The following is a 17929-nucleotide window of genomic DNA, read 5'->3' on the forward strand; positions in this document are numbered from 1 at the left end:
AAGCGACAGAGGGGCTGGGGCGGTTAGCCTGGGGCAGCGCCCCGAGATACGAAGGCGCTCCGCAAGAGGTGAATTCAAAAACAGTCCGGTGGACTGTTTTTGAAGAGGAGACGCCCTGCAAGTGAGGGCGTCTCCTTAAATGATATGTTTTTTTGACAAACTGAAAACCGCAGGCATAGCCTGCGGTTTGCTTTTACTGTACGTTAGCAGTTGTGGTTGTTGTGGATACTGCTTCTGTTGCAGTCTCTGCAGAGGTCTCCGAAGCCGACTGCTCTATGGTTATCTCAGCAGTCTTCATCTCCGAAAACTTCATGGTCAGCTTGTTGTTTGGCATTTCAAAGCCGCTGAGCAGACCGTCCTTGTCAACTGTGAGAGTGTAGTCTCCGCCGTCAAGACTGCCGCTTATTTTCAGCATACCGTCGCTCTCCTCGCCGCTGAGCTCCGCAAGCTTTGCGTTGTCCTCAACAGCCTTTATGAGATTGAGCATCATTGCCTTTACAGGCACTGCCGACTGGGGCACGGAAAAGCTGAGCCCCTTGTAGGAGGCAAGCACATTTCCCTCGCTGAATTCCAGCTTTACGCCGCTGAGAGTATTTGGCTGAGAAAACTCTATCTCCCATACGCCCTCACCGTAGCGCTTTATCTCGCCCTCGGCTTCAAGTCGGTCAAGAGTTATGCCCACAACTGCCGAAAAAGCATTGCCGAGACCGTTCTTTCGGGAACTCCCGCCCCCTGTCGGCACAGCGCAGGCTGCAAGGCACAGCGCCATAGCCATAGTCAGTACGAATGTGAATATCCTTTTCATGTTACCAGCTCCAATCAAGTAATGAAAATACATTTTCACATCCGACCGCCTTTTATACAGTCATATTTCTCTTCTTTTCCTTTAGAATACTGAAAGCGTCGGAGATATTGCTGATGATATCCCTCGGCAGCATAGCCTCCATGCCCAGCTTCTGAGCTGCCTTATCGCCTGCAAGTCCGTGCATATAAACGCCAGCGCAGGCTCCGTCGAATATGCCGCAGCCCTGTGCTACAGCAGCGCCTATCATGCCTGCCAGCACATCGCCGCTGCCGCCCACGCTCATACCTGCGTTGCCTGTGTGGTTAGCGGCTGTGGAGTGGCTGTCTGCCACCACAGTGCCTGCTCCCTTGAGGACAACGGTTATGCCGAACTGCTCAGCGTACTTCTCAGCGGCAATGAGCCTGTTTTCAGCTATCATCTCCGTGTCGCAGCTGAGAAGCCTTGCCATTTCGCCCATATGGGGAGTAATGATGATGTCCGTGCGCTTCTTCATTAAAATATCTATGTCCTTAGCTATGCAGTTTATTCCATCTGCGTCGATAATTACTGGACAGGGAGCATTCTGAGTGATGAATTTGGTGAGCTCGATAGTGTCGGGAGTTACTCCCATGCCGCAGCCGATAACTATCGCGTCAGCCTTTTTCATGGCTTCTTCAAGGGGCTCGCGGCTGGAATCATAGAGCATATAGCCGTAATCATCGCTGTCAAGCTCCAGAAATGTAGCTTCGGGAGCAAGTACGGATACGGTGTCTATGCACTTCTCAACAGAAGCCAGACGAACCAGTCCTACGCCGCTGCGGAGAGCTCCCAGCGTGGCAAATGCCGCAGCACCGCGCATTGAGGAGCTGCCTGCGATAACAAGGACAGTTCCGAAATCGCCCTTGTGAGCATCTCTGCTGCGCTTGGGCGGATATGAGGCAAGGAAATTTCTCTCGATACGGTAGTATTTCCTCTCGCCGTCAAGTATTCTCAGCGCTTCTTCTGGGATACCGATGTCCGCAACTGTTACCTTGCCGCAGTATTTCTTCATGGGGAACTGTGACATTCCCGACTTTATAAATCCGAAGGTGATAGTCTCGTCAGCCTTGAATATGCCCACGGCTGCCGTACCCGAGGAGCTGTTTCCGCCGCTGGGAACGTCCACCGCAATACGGTAAGCTCCCGAGCCTATGCCGAAAATGCCCATTGTGTCCTTGTCAAGCTGTCCGTGGAAGCCTGTTCCGAAAACGCCGTCCACAAGGACCTGTGCGCCTACGACAGCGCCTTTGATAAGTCCCATGCGGTTCTTCTCGGCAAGGAGTATGTCATCGAGGGGATTGTGCTCCTTTTTGCCGTCGGAGCTGTCCGAGCTCTTGGGCTGTATGGTCATGTAGTCAAGCTCCGCCGCTTCGATAGCCGCCTCAACATTGCCGCTGCGGAAGCCCTCGATAAAGGTTATGCGGTCACGGGGCAGTCTGCTGAGCATTTCCTGCGCCAGCGGAGTTTTGGGAAGTCCGCCTATATGGATAATAGTTATCCTGTAGCCCTTGTAGACAAGGATATCCGCCGCTGCGAAGCAGTCTCCGCCGTTATTTCCCGTACCTGCAAGGAATACTACCGAGCAGTACTCGGGCTTCAGCTTTGCCTCTGCGGTGCAGTAATTCTCGATGAGCTCTGCAAGCTTTCCGCCTGCGTTCTCCATGAGCTGTCTTTTGGACACGCCCAGCTTCTCGGAGCGCTCTTCGAGTCTGCTCATTTGCTTTGGTGTAACTATCTGCATATAAATGACCTCCCCTTTAGCGTTTTACGCCGAATTTTTTATACAATTCCTGTTACTGCTGCTTAGTTCTCAGCTTTGCAGGAAGAGCTTTCTTTATATTTTCGAGCATTCTCTCGTCGGGTGCGAAGATAAGTCTCGCCGAGCCAACATTTTCGTCGGTAAAATCCGCATAATACTCATGAGAAGCGATGTTGTCCGTAGCAAGGATAACGGTCATGTCTGCGGATTCCTCCATACCGTCGTTATATTTGCCGAAGTCGGTGAACTGACGGATATTTGTGGAAAGCATCTCGCGGCGCTTCTTCTTGGCGATTATCTTGTCCACGTCAAGCTCGCCGTTGGTGAAGGTGTACTCGTACTCGACGTAGGTATTCTGTACGAAATGATAGGTGCCGTAGCCTGCTGCTGCCGCAAGTACCAAGCCGAGCAGGGACATGATAGGATTGCCCAGCTGGAGCACAGAAAGACCTGCAAGCGCCAGTGTGAAGAGGATACCCACGATTATGAACATGATACGCCTTGTTTTATCAGAAGCTGTCTCGTTCTTTTTTACAAGCTGTTCTGCAAAATTATCCATTATTTTATCTCCATTCATATATTTTTTATTAAAGCTGTACTTTATATCATAACATATTTTTATGAAAAATTCAACTGCCAATGTGAAAAAATCATGATTTATGTTTGTAGGGACGAGTTACGCTCGCCCGTCGCCAGAATAATATGTAGGGGCTGATGCACACATCAGCCTGCTTATTTTAAATCGTGTGCCACGGGGCGATGTGGGCATCGCCCCCTACAAATAGGTCATTTATAACAAATTCGGCGCTTGCGGGACGTCGAGGACGCCGTCCCCTACATTTTTCAATGGGCGGATAATATCCGCCCCTGCATCGGCGTCACGCTGCTTCCGTCAGTTCGGACTTCACTCATTATGCGCTGTAAGCGATGTACAAGCATGGACTTTGATATCAGTGAGCGAGTTTACGAGCGGCACCGTGGCAAGGGTGCAGCGTCACGCTGCTTCCGTCAGATTGCAACAAATCGCTCCAAAAAATCCAAAGGCTTCATCTTTTTTTCACAAGTTTGCAGTAAACTGAGATTTTTTTTGAAAAAGGCTTGATTTTTTTGGATTTCAGCTATATAATTGATGTATAACCCGATGACCGAGAGAGTAAGTATGTACCTGTTTCCTCAGAGAGGGGCGCAAAGGTGAGAGCGTTCTGTTACAGTCCATACCGAAGTTCACTTGCGAGGGGCAAAGCGGAAGCGCTGCTGTATGCGGTGTAGTAGGCTGCGACGTAGGTCTGCGTTAAAGACAAGAGAGTGTCGGCTCTCCTGACAATGGGTGGTATAAAAGCAAGGTTTTAAGTCTTGTCCTGTTGGACAGGACTTTTTTATTTAGTCACGACACAAAATAATTTGCAGGGGCTGATGCCCACATCAGCCCGTCCTAATGAGATCAACACCAACGTGGCGATGTGGGCATCGCCTCCTACACACAAAATCATTCTGAGGTGAAAAAATGAAAGAACAGCTTGAAAAAATCGAAGCGCTGGCTAAGCAGGAGCTTGATTCCTGCACAGAGATAAAGGCGCTGGACGACCTGAGGATAAAGTTCCTCGGCAAAAAGGGCGAGCTCACTGCTATCTTAAAGCAAATGGGCAAGCTCTCCGCAGAAGAAAGACCTGTTATCGGTCAGCTCGCCAACAAGGTTAGAGCAGACATCGAAGAAGCTCTCAGCAGCAAGCTCGCTTCACTGAAAGCAAATGCACAGGCTGCTAAGCTGGCAGAGGAGAAGATCGACATCACTCTCCCCGGCAAGCACGCTCCTTTCGGAAAGCTCCACCCGCTCACTAAGGTAGAGAACGAGATAAGAGAAATATTCATCGGCATGGGCTTCAACATCGCTGACGGTCCCGAGATCGACGACGATTACCATGTTTTCGAGGCTCTTAACCTCCCTCCCGATCACCCTGCAAGAGATACTCAGGATACTTTCTATATCGAGGGCACAAACGAGACAGTTCTCCTCCGTACACAGACCTCATCTGTACAGGTCCACGTTATGGAGAACCAGAAGCCCCCTATCCGTATCATCTCCCCAGGACGTGTTTTCCGTTCAGATGCTGTTGACGCTACACACTCACCTCTCTTCCACCAGATAGAGGGACTCGTAGTTGACAAGGGCATCACAATGAGCGACCTCAAGGGCACTCTCGAAATGCTCATGAAGAAGCTCTACGGCAACGACTGCAAGCTCCGTTTCCGTCCTCACCACTTCCCGTTCACCGAGCCAAGCTGTGAAGTTGATATAAGCTGCTTCAACTGCGGCGGCAAGGGCTGCTCAATGTGTAAGGACGAGGGCTACATCGAGCTTCTCGGCGCAGGCATGGTTCACCCAAAGGTACTGGAGAACTGCGGTATCGACAGCAATGAGTATTCGGGCTTCGCATTCGGTCTCGGACTGGAGCGTATGGTTATGGGACGCTACGACATTAACGACCTCCGTCTCCTCTATGAGAACGATGTGAGATTCTTAGAGCAGTTCTGATATATGATACGCTGATATTTGATCAAGATCGCTGCCGCTTCGGCAGTTCGGATAAACAATGTTATGGTAAGAAATATAACAAAATTTTTATTCAGCAAGCAGATAGAAAGAGTGGTAGGCGGAATAGCAATACAGCTGCTCTTTCTGTTCCCGATCATCTTTATTCACGAGATCGACAGCACAATAGGCAAAGCATTACTTATTATGTTTATTGTATCGCCTTCTGTGATCGCCGCCATGGCAATTATAAATGCGAAAAGAAAATATAAAAAGCTGCTCGGTGTTCTGGGAGTGACCAACGAATCTGAATTAGATTATTTCCTCGAACATTCTGAACATCTTAAACATACTTATACCTTCCTGAATAACGGTATGGTCGTCAATTTCACGAAACTGGAGTACTTTTATATAAGAGATATCCAGAAGATGATAAAAGGCTCTTTCAATGTGTACTATAGCTCGCAAAACCCGGAAATGGGCTCGACCACGGAAACAGTCACAGTATATGAGATAAAGATCAGCCTTAATAAGCATGACAGGCTGCCGCGTAAATTCAGACTAAAATATGAAAGCTTTATAGAGCGTGATGCGGTATTTTTAAATCTGGCAAAAGCTTATTCGGAATATGGTGATCCCATTGATATCGTAAAGGATCAGGATCAATTAAAATGAAAGGAAAAAAGATATGAATTTATCTATGAAATGGCTCGGCGATTATGTTAAAGCCGATATGCCTATAAAGGATTTCTGCCATGCCCTCACAATGAGCGGCTCTAAGGTAGAATGCTACGAAAAAGAAGGAAGCAATATTTCCAACGTTGTAGTTGGTAAGATACTCTCAAAGGGACCTCACGAAAATGCTGACGCGCTCTTCGTTTGTCAGGTGGACATCGGCGCAGAGGCTCCTATACAGATAGTTACAAACGCTAAGAACGTCAAGGAGGGCGACCTCGTCCCCGTTGCTCTTGACGGAGCTGTTCTCCCCGAGGGCAAGATAAAGAAGTGCAAGATGCGCGGAGTTGAGAGCTTCGGTATGTTCTGCGGACTTGATACTCTCGGTCTCACAGCTCACGACTTCCCCTATGCAGATCCAGAGGGCGTTTTCGTCATCGAGGAGGACTGCAAGCTTGGCGAGGATATCCACACAGCTATCGGTCTGGACGATACTTCCGTTGAGTTTGAGATAACCTCAAACCGCCCCGACTGTCTCAGCGTTATCGGTCTCGCAAGAGAGACTGCCGCTACCTACGGCACAGAGCTCAAGGTAAAGGCTCCCGAGTTCAAGGGCGTTGACGGCGATATCAACTCAATGCTGAAGGTAGATATCATCAACAAGGAAAAGTGTCAGAGATACTGCGCAGGTATCGTCAAGAACGTAAAGATAGGTCCTTCACCGCGCTGGATGAGAGAGAGACTCCGTGCAAGCGGCGTTCGTCCTATCAACAACTTCGTTGATATCACAAACTACGTAATGCTTGAATACGGTCAGCCTATGCACGCTTTCGACCTTCGCTATGTTGAGGGAGCTCATATCAATGTCCGCAACGCCAAGAACGGCGAAAAGATAATGACTCTCGACGGCGTTGAAAGAGAGCTCACAGAGGATATGCTGGTAATCGCTGACGAGAAGAAGCCCGTTGCCGTTGCAGGTATCATGGGCGGCGAGTACAGCGGTATCATGGACGACACCACAACTGTTGTATTCGAGTCAGCTTACTTTGAGCCTACACAGGTAAGACGTACATCAAAGGCTCTCCGCCTTAAATCAGACGCTTCATCACGCTATGAAAAGGGCGTTGACAGACTTATCTCCATGACCTGCTTAAAGAGAGCATTCCAGCTTGTTGAAGAGCTTGGAGCAGGCGAAGTCCTCAACACAGTAATCGACTGCGACTACACAGACAAGACTCCTGCAGCTGTTGATTTCAGCGCAGAGTGGATAAACAATTTCCTCGGCACTGATATCTCAGAGGCTGACATGATAAAGTACCTCGAAAGACTTGATTTCAAGGTAGAAAACGGCAAGGTAATAGCTCCCTCATTCCGTATAGACATCGGCTGCAAGGCTGACGTTGCAGAGGAAGTTGCCCGTATCTACGGCTACAACAATATCCCCTCAACTGATTTCCGCGGCGTTGCAAGAGCAGAGTTCACAGAGGAGCAGAAATTCGTCCGCACTCTCAGAAATGCGGCGGTTGCTCTGGGCGGCTACGAGATAGCTACCTACTCATTCGTATCGCCTAAGTACTTCGATAAGATAAAGCTCCCTGCTGACAGCAAGCTCCGTAAGGTAGTCAAGATAGTTAATCCTCTCGGCGAGGACACCAGCGTTATGAGAACATCTACTATCCCCTCGATGCTGGACGTTCTCTCATTCAACTACAACAACCGCAACGACAAGGCTTGTCTCTTTGAGATAGCTAAGGAGTACCTCCCTGCACAGGAGGAGAAGCCCTTCATCAATGGCGATACTCTCGCAAACAGCGGCAAGCAGAAGCACAAGTACAGCTATTCTCTCCCCGATGAGCCACAGAAGCTCACTATCGGTATGTACGGCGGCGACGCTGACTTCTACACCCTCAAGGGCATGGTAGAGCAGCTCCTCGCAGAGCTCAAGATAGAGGACGTTGAGTATATCCGTGCAAACGACAGCGATGTATTCGACGAGAAGTACGCTCTCCACCCCGGCAGAAGCGCAGTTATCCTCAAGGACGGCGCTCCTCTCGGTATCATGGGCGAGGTTCACCCCGAGGTTCAGGAGACCTATGAGATAGGCGTAAAGACATACGTTGCAAAGCTCAATATCCCTGAGCTCATGGCAGCTGCCGCTGAGAAGATAACATATCAGCCCCTGCCAAAGTTCCCTGCAACTACACGTGACCTCAGTCTCCTTGTGGACGAGGATATGCCTGTTGCAGAGCTTGAAAAGGCTATCAAGGGCGCTGTCGGAAAGATCCTTGAAAAGGTAACTCTCTTCGACGTATACCGCAGCGACGACATGAAGAAGAACGGCAAGAAGAGTATCGCTTACTCTATCTCAATGCGTTCACATGAGGGAACTCTCACCGACGAGCAGGCTGACGGAGCTATGAAGCGCGTGCTCAAGGCTCTCAGCGCTATCGGAGCAGAGCTCCGCGGCTGATATCGAATCATTGCAATAACCGAATAAACTACGCAGGGGCTGCCATTGGCAGCCCTTGTTTTGTGGGGGCGGAGTTTAGCTGTTCGACGAAATGAATACGTTACCAAATAAACGGGCGACGGGACGTCGCCCCTACATTTTTAGCTCTTAGTTCTAAGTTCTTAGTCCTGACATCAAAGGCATAATCCCGAAGTCCTCCGAATAAACTTGAAGTATCAAATATCGGAGGTAAGACCATGCAGGACAAGACTGTAAAACAAAACCACAATATGATTCTCGAAAACCGCAAGAGCCTGAGTATTTCGGGCATAACCGACGTGGACAGCTTCGACGAGAGGGAGATAATCCTCTATACTCAGCTGGGGGAGCTGACCATTCAGGGGCGCGAGCTTCATATCGACGCCATGAGCGTCGAAACAGGGGACATGACCATAACAGGCGACATATGGGCGCTTATCTACGGAGACAAGGATAAAAAAGGTCCCATATCCGCACTGGGAAAGCTGTTCAGATGACTATCCCCGAGACCTATTTCACCGTCAGCGAGGAGCTTCGGTTATTCGGGCTTTCATGTCTTATGGGAGCGGCTGTCGGCGCAGCTTACGATGTTCTGCGCGTACTGAGACTTACGCTGCCCCATAACAGCTGTCTCGTGGCAGCCGAGGATATCGGCTTTTTAGGGCTGTACGCCGTGGTACTGACGGCTTTTTCAAACGCTGCTGCAAGGGGAGAGATGCGGCTTTATTTTGCTGTTGGCAGCGTTCTCGGCTTTGCGCTGTATTTTTTTACCGTGGGAAGAGCAGTCAATGCCACTCTGCGCAAGCTTTTTTCTGTTGTCGGAGCTGCTTTGAAGTTGATTTTCAGACCATTAGGAGCATTTTTTGCACTTCTTCGTGCAAAAGCTAATGTTAAATTTGTAGGAAATCTCCAAATTATTGTTAAACCACTTAAAAAAATAAAAATAGTATTGCTAAACAGGCGGCTTCTGTTGTATAATAAAATGGCAAATAAAAAGAGAAAGAACGTGAAAAGCGTTGCGCAAAAAAATGAAACACGAAAAACAGAAGAAAAAAGGTCTGTTCAACGGCGCTCTCGTTAAATTAGCCGCAGTTGCCGTGTTTATCGGCTGTGCTGTACTTATCGTAACTACCAATAAGGACTGCGAGACCAAGGAAGAGCAAATGGCGAGGATACAGACTAAAATAGACGCATATGAGACCGAAAATGCCGAGCTGCAGCGTGTCCTTGACAGTGATGACCTCAAAGAGTATATGGAAAAGGTCGCACTTGAGGAGAGAGGCTATGCCTATCCCGACGAGCGCAGATTCTACGACACGACAAGGGATTAATAGGATCCGAGCGATCCATAAAAAGGAGTTATAAATATTTATGCAGCTGGAAATAGGTAAGGTTTACAATGGAAAGGTCAAGGGTATCACTCAGTACGGAGCTTTCGTTGATATCGAGGGCGGCGGTACGGGTATGGTGCATATTTCCGAGATCGCCAATACATATGTAAACGATATCCGCGAACATCTTACAGAGGAGCAGGAAGTCAAGGTCAAGGTAATTGGCATCAACGAGGCAGGTAAGGTCAGCCTGTCCATTAAGAAGGCTTCCGAGAACGGCGACGCACAGCCACGTCAGCGCCGATTTGACAAAGGTCAGGGCAAGTTTGACAAGGGCGATAAGGGCGGAGAAAAGTTCGATAAGTTCGACAAGGGCGAGCGCAGTTTTGATAAGGGCGAAAGGAATAACGAACGTCCTCAGCGCAGCAAGCCTGTTATATGGGAGCCGAAGAAGCAGATACCTCCGTCAGAGATGACATTTGAGGATATGATGTCACGTTTCAAGCAGACCAGCGAGGAGCGTATGTGCGACCTCAAGCGCAGTACCGACAGAAAGAACGGTACAAGAAGAAAGTAAGGCAGGGCCGTCCGTTTAGGGCGGCTTTTTTGTACTTGCTATTTTTTTAGTTTTATGATATAATACTTATAAAACAGCGTAAAGTTGAGAGATGAGAGTTGAAAGTTATGGTGTCGCCTATGGCGACATTATTTGAATAATATGAGCGAAGCGAATACATCAACTTTCAACTCTCAACTCTTCACTCTCAACTTTCAACTAAACCGATAGGTGATCTAATGGACGAATATATGAACGAGGAACTGCGCGAAAAGCCAAATCACGCGCACTATCCCATATGCCGCGGCAGGCTCTCGGATATTGAAAAGCACAGCCATCAGATATTTTTTTATACTCTCATTGCCTGTGCGTTAATGGCTTTCTTTTCTATCCTCTGCGTACCTATGCACGTTATCGGCTGGCTGCCCATGATTTTCAACAGCGAGGAGATAAGCAAGGGCGCTTTCAATGTCAGCTTTGGATTCGGCTTTGCACAGGTGCTGTGCTGTGCGGCTATAGTTGTGTTCTCAGCGCTTAACCTGGGAAAACGCAAGACTTTTGGCATTGTATTGTTTGTGATATATATGGTCCTGACGATAAGCTCGGTATTCTTTACGCTTACGGGCTTGGATGTCATAACTACTATTATCGGCATTATGGGAATGTACTACTGCCGCGGAGTTTTCAGAGACGGCAAGGATTACCAGCAGCTCTCAAAGACTGAGGGCTTTCCTATGTTCAGCGTCGTTTTAGCTGAATATGATGACCAGAAGGGGAAAACGAACTTCCTGCACACAAAGAGCGGAAAGGATTATTACGATTCGATGAATCAGCAGAGCGCCGCTCCTGCCGCATCTGTACAAAAGTCTCAGAGCTATGTCAAGCCGCAGAACCCACTTGGCAATATGCCCGAGCTCAATACGTCGGGTATGTCGCGTTCAGGCGCTTCTGAAGGCTTGTTCAAGCCAAAATCAGGAAAAGAGGGGACTATTTCTTTCAGTCCGTTAAAACTCAGATAAGGGGGACATACTATGTTTGCAAAGGTTTCAAGTCTTGGACTTTTCGGGCTTAACGCCTTTCCTGTAGATGTAGAGATAGATATCAGCCGCGGAAATCCCATGTTTGAGATAGTCGGACTTCCCGATACTGTCGTAAAAGAGAGCCGCGAGCGTATCCGCGCTGCACTGCGCTCATGCAGTATCAGCTTTCCTGTGGCTTCTGTCATGATAAATCTTGCTCCCGCAGATACGAAAAAGAGCGGCTCGGTCCACGATATGGCGATATTTATGGCTGTGCTCCGCGGTATGAGAATGATAACCGAGGATACCGACGGCTGTTCGTTCATCGGTGAGATATCCCTCAACGGTGATATCCGCCGCATAAACGGGGTTCTCCCAATGGTCATGCTTGCCCGTGAAACAGGCATAAAGTCGGTATTTGTGCCTGCTGAGAACGCAAAGGAGGCTTCTGTTATCGACGGCGTGGATATTTACGCTGTCCATAATGCAGAGGAGCTTATCCGTCATTTTCGCAATGAGGAGCTTCTCACGCCCTGCGAGCACTATATACCGCCCGAAGCGGCGTACAACGAGCCGCTGGACTTTGCTGACGTAAGAGGTCAGCAGTCCGCGAAAAAGGCTCTGGAAATAGCCGCGGCAGGCGGACACAACGCCCTGCTCATAGGCTCGCCCGGAAGCGGCAAGAGTATGCTTGCAAAGCGTATGCCGTCAATACTTCCGCCGCTGACCTTTGAGGAAGCTCTTGAAACTACGAAAATACATTCAATTTCGGGATTACTTACTCCCGAAATGCCCATAATAACAAAAAGACCTTTCCGCTCGCCACACCATACCATATCCTCGGCAGGTCTTGCAGGCGGCGGAACAGTTCCTCACCCCGGCGAGGTGTCCCTTGCTCATAACGGACTTCTCTTTCTGGACGAGCTTGCGGAGTTTGACCGCAAAACGCTGGAGATACTCCGTCAGCCATTGGAGGACAGGAAGGTTACTATTGCCCGTGCCTCGGGTACGGTGACTTATCCGTGTACGATAATGCTTATCGGAGCTATGAACCCATGTCCCTGCGGATATTACGGACACCCCAAGCGCAAATGCATATGCCCGAAAAATAAGGTAACGGGCTATCTCTCCAAGATATCAGGACCGCTTCTTGACCGCTTTGACCTCCATATCGAGGTAGCTCCCGTGGAGTTCGGCGACCTTGCTTCAAAGGCAAAGGAGGAGAGCTCCGCAGATATCAGAAAGCGCGTTGTAGCGGCAAGAGCCATACAGGAGGAGCGCTTCAGGGATACGGGTATCACCTGCAATGCACTGATAACTCCTGATAAATTGCAGGAATTCTGTCCTATGGACGAAGCGGCTGAGAAGCTGATGAAGAACGTGTTTGACAGACTTGGTCTCAGCGCGAGAGCATATGACAGGATATTGAAGGTAGCTCGTACTATCGCGGATATAGACGGCTCTGAGGTCATACAGAAACAGCACGTTGCCACAGCGGCACAGTTCCGAAGCCTTGACCGTAAATACTGGAGCGAGTGATCATTATTTGTAGGGGACGCCGTCCTCGGCGTCCCGTGCCTAACAATAAAATGATGAATGAAACGCTGTAGGGGCGGATATTATCCGCCCAATAAGGGGACGCCCTCACTTGCAGGGCGTCCCCTCTCGAAAAACAATTCACCGGATTGTTTTTCGATTCACCCCTTGCGGAGCGCTTGATAATTGCGGGGCTTTGCCCCACACCCCACCAGAGGCGCTGCCTCTGGACTCCGCCAAAGGAACACAGTCCCTTTGGAATCCCGTTCATGGGTTCAGCAAGTTATTATTACAAAGAAAAAACAAGGAGAAACAATGAAATCGGCATTCAAAAAATTACCCTCGGGTAAGCACAGTATCGACGGAGGTCTGCTGTTTGCGGTGACGCTGTGCGCCGCTATCAGTACTCTGCTGATATATTCTATCACACATAATAAGGTATTGGAGACCGTTGGCTCAAGCTACTGGAAAACACAGGCTTTTTCCATGGCGGCTGGTATCGTGGCTGCGGTAGTCATATCGTTCATAGACTACCGAAAGCTTGTAAAGCTGTGGGTGGTATTCGTTCCCGTGGCACTGGCGCTGACCGCCCTGACCTTTACATCTCTCGGCTACAGGCGTGAGGGCGCAGACGACCAGGCGTGGCTGAACCTCGGATTTATCCAGTTCCAGCCCTCGGAGGTGCTGAAGCTGGCGTTCATACTGACCTTCGGCTATCATCTCTCCCGTGACGAGGAGGAGATGAACAAGCCCCTGCATATGCTTCTGATACTGATACACGGCATGATACCCATTGGTATCGTCGGCTTGCAGGGCGACTACGGAACGGCTATCGTTTTCGCAGGCATATTCGCATTCATGATATGCTCTGCAAAGATATCGTGGAAATACCTCGTTGCAGCGCCATTTGTTGTGGCGGCAGGCGTAACGGCAATGTGGTTCTTTGTGCTCAGCGAGTTCCACAAGAAGCGTATACTCATACTTTTCCACCCCGGAACAGATCCCGAGTATATCGAGTATCAGCAGGATTTAGGTCTTGCGGCTCTCAAATCGGGCGGAGTCTTCGGCAAGGGACTTTTCGGCAAGCCTGACGATTACATCACCGTTCCCGAGATACACAACGACTTCATTTTTACCTATGCAGGACAGGTTTTCGGCTTTATCGGCACTGTGGGACTTGTTATTATCCTCGCCTATATCTGTCTTAAGATATTCGGCGACAGCCGCGTTTGCCGCGACCATCTGGGAAAATTCATCTGCATGGGCGCGTTCGGACTTATCCTTACCCACTGTATCATGAATATCGGCATGGTGCTAAAGGTAGCTCCCGTTATCGGAGTTCCGCTGCCGTTCCTCAGTGCAGGCGGTACGGCTATGATAAGTATGTATGCGATAATCGGACTGGTGCTCAGCACCTACAGCCACAGAGCTGTCAATTACAACGTTTTCTATGACGAGGACGAAGATGACTGAGAAAGGGCGCGAAAGCGCTCTTTTTTTAGTTTAGAGTTGAGAATTGAGAGTTGAGAGTTGCAGAAGCGGCATTTGTGTGAGAAGTAAGTAGAACTAAGAACTAAGAGCTAAGTAGTGGCTGATAATATCCGCCACTACATTCTCAGTTTTGCTAAATGCCCCTCTATACATACGCCGGAAAGCCTGCTTTTTCAACGTAAATGCATTGAATATGAATTGATTTAAAAATAAAATTGTAGCACTGCATAAAACAGATACTGATGAGTTGTACAAAACCAACACAAAAGCCTTCCTTTATCTCCAAAATGTGTGGTTTTGGTTGACAAAACGTTATATATGGAGTAAAATAATAGTATCTATAATTATATATGTCAGAGTGTATACGCTTTCCGTTCAGAAAGCTCGGGATACGCGGCATACAGGCAAAATCAGGGCAGGGAGGACTGTATATGAAGAAAACCAAGAAGACTGCTCTTATGGCTGCTGTACTTACCGGAGCTGCTATGCTTGGCGGCTGCGACCACGGCGGTGATGATGTACAGATAGTTTACGGACCGCCTGTGACAGAAGCAACTACGACTGCTGCAGAGCCCATACAGACAGAATACGGCGCTCCTGTGGCTGAGGAGGTCACAACAACTGCGACCAAGCCTGTGACGGTACCTGCACTTTATGGACCGCCTCCTACGGAGAGTTTTACCACTGACGCAATTGCCGAGCCCGAAACAGATAATAAAGATATAGAAGAGGAAACCGTGCCGTATTCTCCCGATAAGGACAAGATACAGCTGGTATATGGGCCGCCCGAAAGCTTCGGCGAGTAGAAATGCACAATAAGGAGTGAGATTATTTGTGCACGCCTACAAAGTTTGAAGCGAATGAGAAAAACTTATATGTTTCAGTGCATTTATTATATGGCACTGTATTTTTGGAGGACGTGATTCTATGAAAAAGTCATTGCGTACTGTCTTCACTGCGGCTATGTTCGCGGCAGCTAATTTGTCTGCGCTTCCTGTCTCAGCAGAGGAGCTTGCTTCTGATGATCAGTGGAAAACGATAGGCACTGATGATGCAGAAATGAACTGGTCGGGCTGGGACGATTTTGATTATCTGGCAGGTCAGGATCAATATAGTGTGTATGGTGCTCAATCCTTCTTTGGCGAAAACCGAAATAATGATAACTGGAATAATTACAGCTGGACTGTTCCCGCACTTGAGGATTCTGATGTTACCACAACAGTTGACGATGATGAAAAAACAACCACGACAAATTCGTGGAATTTCGATTTTTATACAACGACAACTACTACAACTGTAACAATGCCCCAGTTGCTTTACGGTGCACCCTATGTTCGCAGATATATCGGCGACATAAACATGGACGGAGCGATAGACAGCTTTGATATGATAGCCCTTAGAAAGCTGCTTGTCAAGGGCTATGGACAATCGCCTGCTTCTGAGAGCTATTCAGACCTTAACGGCGATAAAAAGGTAAATATGGCTGATCTTATCCTGCTGCAGAGATACCTGCTGGGCAAGGTGAACGAGCTTATAGGCGGTGAGGGATATCTCGGCTTTATGGAAAATGTTGATATTGAGAAGATAGGTTCGGAGGAGCAGAACGGGAATGTTACTACAACTACCACATCGTTCTACGATCCGAGAGAGGATATAGTTGTAAGTCTCTACGGCATAAAGCCTGCAAAGGATATCATAGATCAGGCTATCTGGCAGACCAAGGATAATATAGATATAAATCTTTCTTCGGAAGATGAGAAATAATAAACTATGCAAATTATTGAGAGGAGTGTTCCAACATGAAAAAAACAATTCACACGCTATTGACTGCGGCACTTTTTGCAACAGCAAATCTGTCTGCTGCGCCTGTTACGGCACAGGAGAGCCCAACGCCTGCACCGCCTCCTGCGGCTGCTTATGATCCTGAAATGGATCAGATACAGGACGTTTACGGTCCGCCTCCGATCACTACCGTTGATCCGTCAGCTCTCGTAGATGTGACAACAACTACGACGCAGCCCGTTTACGGTACTCAGCCTACAATAAATCTTAACTCGACAACAACTACAACAACTACTGAGGATCTGATGAGACTTACAACAACTACTGTAGAGATACTCTATGGTCCTGTTGTTCCCCGCAACCGCCTTGGCGACGTAAACGAGGACGGCGACGTGGATATTTTCGACCTTGTAGCTCTCAGAAAGCTTCTTGTAAGCGGACAGAGCCGCTCATTCTATTCGGATAACTATGCCGATGTCAATTTCGACCGCAAGGTAAATATGGCTGACCTTGTACGTCTTCAGCAGTTCCTCCTCGGCAAGATAGACAGCCTTTACGACGGTCAGTGGGACTTCATGAGGGGAAAGACCATTGAGACCGTAACTGGAAATAATGAGCAGGATATCGAGACTACTACCACTACTACTACATATAATCCCGGCAAGGTGACTACTGTTACTCTTTATGGTATCGCTCCTGCAAAGAGTGTAAATGCTCATTATATCAATCCTGATAAAACTACACATACTACTGCGGAGCCACAGACACCGCAAGAGGAGAACTAATATATGCTCAACGAAAAAATGAAGCTTGAACACCTCAGACAAATGAGGGATTACCGCCAGAAGCTCATGAAGGAGCCTCAGCTGAGAAACCTTTTCCTTGAGCTGACAGTGCGCTGCAACGAGAGATGTCTCCATTGCGGAAGTCACTGCGGCGATGTTACCTCAGACGAGCTGACAGTTGAGCAGTACAAAACCTTCCTCCAGCAGGTCAAGGAGGACATGACCACCAAGGGCAAAATGCTTGATATCACAGGCGGAGAGCCCCTGCTCAGAAAGGATTTCTTCGATATCATGGGTGCTGCCCATGAGCTGGGCTTCGAGTGGGGCATGACCAGCAACGCTACTCTCATCGACGACAGCGTTGCCCGTGACCTTAGAAGAACAGGCATGGCTACTATTTCCGTAAGTATCGACGGTCTTGAAGCTACTCACGACGAGTTCAGAAGAACTCCAAAGGGCTATGAGAGGGCTATGAACGGTATCGAGAGCCTTATCCGCGTAGGCGGCTTCGAGAGCATTCAGGTCACTACCGTTGTTACTCACAAGAGCATAAGCGAGCTTGACGAGCTCTTCAAGATATTCAACGAAATGGATATAGACTCATGGCGAGTTGTAAACATGGAGCCTATGGGACGTGCAAAGCAGCACCCCGAGCTCATACTTACTCCCGATGATTACAAGTATCTCTTCGAGTTCATCAGAAACAAGCGTATCGCAGGAGAGCCTGTTTGCTACGGCTGCAGCCATTACCTCGGCATGGAGTACGAGCGTGAGGTACGCGACTGGTACTATCTCTGTACAGCAGGACTTTACACAGCAAGTATCACCGCAAACGGCGATATCGTTGCCTGCCTCGATATCGAACGCCGTCCCGAGTTTACACAGGGCAATATCCTCACTGACAGATTCAGCGAGGTCTGGAAGAACAAGTTCCAGGTATTCCGCCGCGACCTTGCAGACGATAACGAAGTCTGTTCAAAGTGCGAGCACAAGGAATTCTGCCACGGCGACGCTTATCACAGCTGGGACTTTGACAACAACAAGCCTCAGGTATGCTTCAAGGATATCCTTTTCTGACGATATCTGTCATGATATATTAGGTATAGAACAAAAAAAGTACGGAAACAATAGGTTTCCGTACTTTTTCGTTATTG

17 protein-coding genes are annotated in these 17929 nt (G+C 48.6%); 14 read left to right on the forward strand and 3 right to left on the reverse strand.

What is annotated here, in order from left to right:
* Positions 1 to 193: 193 nt before the first annotated feature.
* The 3 genes from BT105_RS12300 to BT105_RS12310 are packed head-to-tail and all read right to left on the reverse strand — an operon-like array spanning position 194 to position 3141.
* Positions 194 to 805, reverse strand: a complete 612-nt coding sequence (locus BT105_RS12300; protein WP_072301017.1) for a hypothetical protein — start codon at positions 803 to 805, stop codon at positions 194 to 196.
* A gap of 52 nt (positions 806 to 857) precedes the next feature.
* Positions 858 to 2564, reverse strand: a complete 1707-nt coding sequence (locus tag BT105_RS12305) for a bifunctional ADP-dependent NAD(P)H-hydrate dehydratase/NAD(P)H-hydrate epimerase (RefSeq protein ID WP_072301018.1) — start codon at positions 2562 to 2564, stop codon at positions 858 to 860.
* Between the two features lie 52 nt (positions 2565 to 2616).
* Positions 2617 to 3141: a hypothetical protein gene (locus BT105_RS12310; protein WP_072301019.1), complete on the reverse strand. Its 525-nt coding sequence runs from the start codon at positions 3139 to 3141 to the stop codon at positions 2617 to 2619.
* A gap of 945 nt (positions 3142 to 4086) precedes the next feature.
* Between BT105_RS12310 and pheS the strand changes: the two genes are divergently transcribed.
* The 14 genes from pheS (at position 4087) to BT105_RS12380 (ending at position 17852) form a co-directional block, all read left to right on the forward strand.
* On the forward strand, positions 4087 to 5115 hold the full coding sequence (pheS, locus tag BT105_RS12315; RefSeq protein ID WP_072301020.1) for a phenylalanine--tRNA ligase subunit alpha: 1029 nt from the start codon (positions 4087 to 4089) through the stop codon (positions 5113 to 5115).
* A gap of 63 nt (positions 5116 to 5178) precedes the next feature.
* Positions 5179 to 5787, forward strand: a complete 609-nt coding sequence (locus tag BT105_RS12320) for a hypothetical protein (protein ID WP_072301021.1) — start codon at positions 5179 to 5181, stop codon at positions 5785 to 5787.
* A gap of 13 nt (positions 5788 to 5800) precedes the next feature.
* Positions 5801 to 8257 (forward strand): phenylalanine--tRNA ligase subunit beta, encoded by a 2457-nt coding sequence (pheT, locus tag BT105_RS12325; protein ID WP_072301022.1) that lies wholly within the window; start codon positions 5801 to 5803, stop codon positions 8255 to 8257.
* A 236-nt stretch (positions 8258 to 8493) separates the two neighbouring features.
* Positions 8494 to 8772 (forward strand): sporulation protein YabP, encoded by a 279-nt coding sequence (yabP, locus tag BT105_RS12330; RefSeq protein ID WP_072301023.1) that lies wholly within the window; start codon positions 8494 to 8496, stop codon positions 8770 to 8772.
* Positions 8769 to 9356, forward strand: coding sequence for a spore cortex biosynthesis protein YabQ (gene yabQ / locus BT105_RS12335; protein WP_072301024.1), 588 nt, complete (start codon positions 8769 to 8771; stop codon positions 9354 to 9356). Before yabP ends, yabQ begins: the two co-directional genes overlap by 4 nt.
* Positions 9304 to 9606, forward strand: coding sequence for a hypothetical protein (locus tag BT105_RS12340; RefSeq protein ID WP_072301025.1), 303 nt, complete (start codon positions 9304 to 9306; stop codon positions 9604 to 9606). Before yabQ ends, BT105_RS12340 begins: the two co-directional genes overlap by 53 nt.
* 40 nt (positions 9607 to 9646) lie before the next feature.
* On the forward strand, positions 9647 to 10183 hold the full coding sequence (locus BT105_RS12345) for a S1 RNA-binding domain-containing protein (protein ID WP_072301026.1): 537 nt from the start codon (positions 9647 to 9649) through the stop codon (positions 10181 to 10183).
* 218 nt (positions 10184 to 10401) lie between these two features.
* A complete protein-coding gene (locus BT105_RS12350) occupies positions 10402 to 11181 on the forward strand; it encodes a hypothetical protein (protein WP_072301027.1) in 780 nt (259 codons plus the stop codon).
* Positions 11182 to 11193: 12 nt separating this feature from the next.
* Positions 11194 to 12720 (forward strand): YifB family Mg chelatase-like AAA ATPase, encoded by a 1527-nt coding sequence (locus tag BT105_RS12355; RefSeq protein WP_028514613.1) that lies wholly within the window; start codon positions 11194 to 11196, stop codon positions 12718 to 12720.
* A gap of 312 nt (positions 12721 to 13032) precedes the next feature.
* Entirely contained in the window at positions 13033 to 14190 is a 1158-nt protein-coding gene (locus BT105_RS12360) for an FtsW/RodA/SpoVE family cell cycle protein (RefSeq protein WP_072301028.1), read from the forward strand.
* 449 nt (positions 14191 to 14639) lie between these two features.
* Positions 14640 to 15014, forward strand: a complete 375-nt coding sequence (locus BT105_RS12365; protein WP_143186595.1) for a hypothetical protein — start codon at positions 14640 to 14642, stop codon at positions 15012 to 15014.
* A 121-nt stretch (positions 15015 to 15135) separates the two neighbouring features.
* Positions 15136 to 15972, forward strand: coding sequence for a dockerin type I repeat-containing protein (locus tag BT105_RS12370; RefSeq protein ID WP_072301030.1), 837 nt, complete (start codon positions 15136 to 15138; stop codon positions 15970 to 15972).
* A 35-nt stretch (positions 15973 to 16007) separates the two neighbouring features.
* Entirely contained in the window at positions 16008 to 16775 is a 768-nt protein-coding gene (locus BT105_RS12375) for a dockerin type I repeat-containing protein (protein WP_072301031.1), read from the forward strand.
* Positions 16776 to 16778: 3 nt separating this feature from the next.
* Entirely contained in the window at positions 16779 to 17852 is a 1074-nt protein-coding gene (locus BT105_RS12380; protein WP_072301032.1) for a radical SAM/SPASM domain-containing protein, read from the forward strand.
* Positions 17853 to 17929 lie beyond the last annotated feature (77 nt).

Origin of the sequence: Ruminococcus flavefaciens, from assembly GCF_900119075.1 — a bacterium.
GTDB lineage: Bacteria > Bacillota > Clostridia > Oscillospirales > Ruminococcaceae > Ruminococcus > Ruminococcus flavefaciens_Q.

Excerpts from the sequence above, each read along its gene's own strand:
- BT105_RS12300 (WP_072301017.1), bottom strand. The coding sequence starts at position 805 with ATGAAAAGGATATTCACATTCGTACTGACTATGGCTATGGCGCTGTGC.
- BT105_RS12305 (WP_072301018.1), bottom strand. The coding sequence starts at position 2,564 with ATGCAGATAGTTACACCAAAGCAAATGAGCAGACTCGAAGAGCGCTCC.
- BT105_RS12310 (WP_072301019.1), bottom strand. The coding sequence starts at position 3,141 with ATGGATAATTTTGCAGAACAGCTTGTAAAAAAGAACGAGACAGCTTCT.
- pheS (WP_072301020.1), top strand. The coding sequence starts at position 4,087 with ATGAAAGAACAGCTTGAAAAAATCGAAGCGCTGGCTAAGCAGGAGCTT.
- BT105_RS12320 (WP_072301021.1), top strand. The coding sequence starts at position 5,179 with ATGGTAAGAAATATAACAAAATTTTTATTCAGCAAGCAGATAGAAAGA.
- pheT (WP_072301022.1), top strand. The coding sequence starts at position 5,801 with ATGAATTTATCTATGAAATGGCTCGGCGATTATGTTAAAGCCGATATG.
- yabP (WP_072301023.1), top strand. The coding sequence starts at position 8,494 with ATGCAGGACAAGACTGTAAAACAAAACCACAATATGATTCTCGAAAAC.
- yabQ (WP_072301024.1), top strand. The coding sequence starts at position 8,769 with ATGACTATCCCCGAGACCTATTTCACCGTCAGCGAGGAGCTTCGGTTA.
- BT105_RS12340 (WP_072301025.1), top strand. The coding sequence starts at position 9,304 with ATGAAACACGAAAAACAGAAGAAAAAAGGTCTGTTCAACGGCGCTCTC.
- BT105_RS12345 (WP_072301026.1), top strand. The coding sequence starts at position 9,647 with ATGCAGCTGGAAATAGGTAAGGTTTACAATGGAAAGGTCAAGGGTATC.
- BT105_RS12350 (WP_072301027.1), top strand. The coding sequence starts at position 10,402 with ATGGACGAATATATGAACGAGGAACTGCGCGAAAAGCCAAATCACGCG.
- BT105_RS12355 (WP_028514613.1), top strand. The coding sequence starts at position 11,194 with ATGTTTGCAAAGGTTTCAAGTCTTGGACTTTTCGGGCTTAACGCCTTT.
- BT105_RS12360 (WP_072301028.1), top strand. The coding sequence starts at position 13,033 with ATGAAATCGGCATTCAAAAAATTACCCTCGGGTAAGCACAGTATCGAC.
- BT105_RS12365 (WP_143186595.1), top strand. The coding sequence starts at position 14,640 with ATGAAGAAAACCAAGAAGACTGCTCTTATGGCTGCTGTACTTACCGGA.
- BT105_RS12370 (WP_072301030.1), top strand. The coding sequence starts at position 15,136 with ATGAAAAAGTCATTGCGTACTGTCTTCACTGCGGCTATGTTCGCGGCA.
- BT105_RS12375 (WP_072301031.1), top strand. The coding sequence starts at position 16,008 with ATGAAAAAAACAATTCACACGCTATTGACTGCGGCACTTTTTGCAACA.
- BT105_RS12380 (WP_072301032.1), top strand. The coding sequence starts at position 16,779 with ATGCTCAACGAAAAAATGAAGCTTGAACACCTCAGACAAATGAGGGAT.